The sequence below is a fragment of the Caballeronia sp. genome (assembly GCF_049581465.1).
Taxonomy (GTDB): domain Bacteria; phylum Pseudomonadota; class Gammaproteobacteria; order Burkholderiales; family Burkholderiaceae; genus Caballeronia.
Genome location: NZ_JBAUSA010000412.1, coordinates 1 through 1,694, shown reverse-complemented (window position 1 = coordinate 1,694; position 1,694 = coordinate 1). Strand labels below are relative to the sequence as shown.

General features: G+C 57.6%; 2 protein-coding genes and 1 pseudogene. 1 reads left to right on the top strand and 2 read right to left on the bottom strand.

Annotated features, from left to right (window positions below; translation table 11 throughout):
• Positions 1–246, top strand: a 246-nt coding sequence (locus tag WCA53_RS10340) for a hypothetical protein (protein ID WP_423908743.1), incomplete at its 5' end; no start/stop codon positions are given.
• Between the two features lie 390 nt (positions 247–636).
• Here WCA53_RS10340 and WCA53_RS10335 read toward each other — a convergent pair.
• Both WCA53_RS10335 and WCA53_RS10330 read right to left on the bottom strand, forming a co-directional pair.
• The gene (locus WCA53_RS10335) at positions 637–1,572 is read right to left on the bottom strand and encodes an electron transfer flavoprotein subunit alpha/FixB family protein (RefSeq protein WP_423908740.1); all 936 of its coding nucleotides are present in this window, start codon (positions 1,570–1,572) and stop codon (positions 637–639) included.
• 13 nt (positions 1,573–1,585) lie between these two features.
• A pseudogene (locus WCA53_RS10330) lies at positions 1,586–1,694 on the bottom strand (electron transfer flavoprotein subunit beta/FixA family protein); the annotation flags it as partial.

Genomic DNA, 1,694 nt, shown 5'->3' with positions numbered 1-1,694 from the left:
ACCTTGTTGCGTCGTTCGGGTGGCAAACGAGTGCTAGCAACCATGTCAGGCGCTCCTTTTTTAAATCCAAAGCGAATCCACGATCCAGCCCCACAGACGCTGGTCCGCACGAGGGTGACGGTTACGTGGAGGTTTGTCGAAGCGCATCGGATCCGCAAGCAACGCTTGATCCCAAAAAAATGGAATTACTCAGTGATCCGTGCTGTGGCAGTTGGACCAAGCGGTATCAGTCATGGCTTGCTTTAACATGTCACGTCGACCATGAAAGTCGTCGTTTCGCTCCATGAAGACGCCGCTTTCTGCTGTACGGCATTCCAACTCAGCCAGCGACTAGTCTTCCAACGGTTCGCCGCAACATGTAACAATTTTATCACGTCGAGTTGACGGCGAGAAAACACAGTCTGATGGTGAGTGGGTACACGTACCGCAAGGAAGCGGAGCGCCTGCTGCTGTGGTCCGTCCGACAGATGGGCAGCGCCTTTCCTCCCTCACCCACAAGGACCCAGTCGCCTATCAGCACTTTCTGGCCGGTCCGCAACGGGGCGGTATCGCGCTAAACCCACTTGATGTCTTCACATCGTCGCCCAAAATTCCTGATCAAAGTTGCCTTCACTCCGCTTTCTAATTTATGTTCGGTCAGCCCAGTTCTTTCACGAGCTCCGGTACGACCATGAACAGATCGCCTACGAGGCCATAGTCCGCGACGCCAAAGATGGGTGCGTCCGGGTCCTTGTTGATCGCCACGATGACCTTCGAATCCTTCATCCCGGCCAAGTGCTGAATTGCACCCGAGATGCCGACGGCGACGTACAAGTTAGGTGCCACGATCTTGCCAGTTTGACCGACTTGGTAGTCATTCGGCACGAACCCGGCATCGACCGCAGCGCGCGATGCACCTAGCGCCGCGCCGAGTTTGTCCGCCAGCGGCTCAAGCACTTTCGTGTAGTTCTCGCCACTGCCCAGACCCCGTCCGCCCGACACGATGATCTTCGCCGACGTCAGTTCCGGCCGGTCCAGCTTCGTCAATTCGCGACTCACGAACTTCGAGATGCCGGTGTCAGCCGGCGCTTCGATCTTCTCCACCGATGCACTGCCGCCTTCTGCCGCCACGGGATCGAAACCCGTTGTGCGAACCGTGATGACCTTGATCGCATCGCTCGATTGAACCGTGGCGATGGCGTTGCCTGCATAGATGGGACGCTCGAAGGTATCAGGCGAATTCACTGCCGTGATATCGCTGATCTGCGCCACGTCCAGATGCGCCGCAATGCGCGGTGCGATGTTCTTACCGTACGCGGTCGCCGGAGCCAAGATATGCGAGTAGTTCTTCGCGATCTGAACCACCGTTGCGTCGATATTCTCGGCCAGGCCATCGGCGAGTTGCGGGGCATCAGCGAGCAGCACTTTTGCTACTCCCGCAATCTTCGCCGCTGCATCGGCCGCCGCTTGCGCGTTCGAACCCGCGATCAGTACGTGGATATCACCGCCGATCTTCTGGGCAGCCGCGATGGTGTTCAGCGTCGCCGTTTTGATCGATGCGTTGTCGTGTTCTGCAATTACAAGAATGATCACTTTGGAGACTCCCTCACAGAACCTTGGCTTCGGTCTTCAACTTCTCGACCAGCGTCTTCACGTCCGGCACCTTGATGCCCGCGGAGCGTTGCGGCGGCTCGGCGACTTTCAGGGTCTTCAGG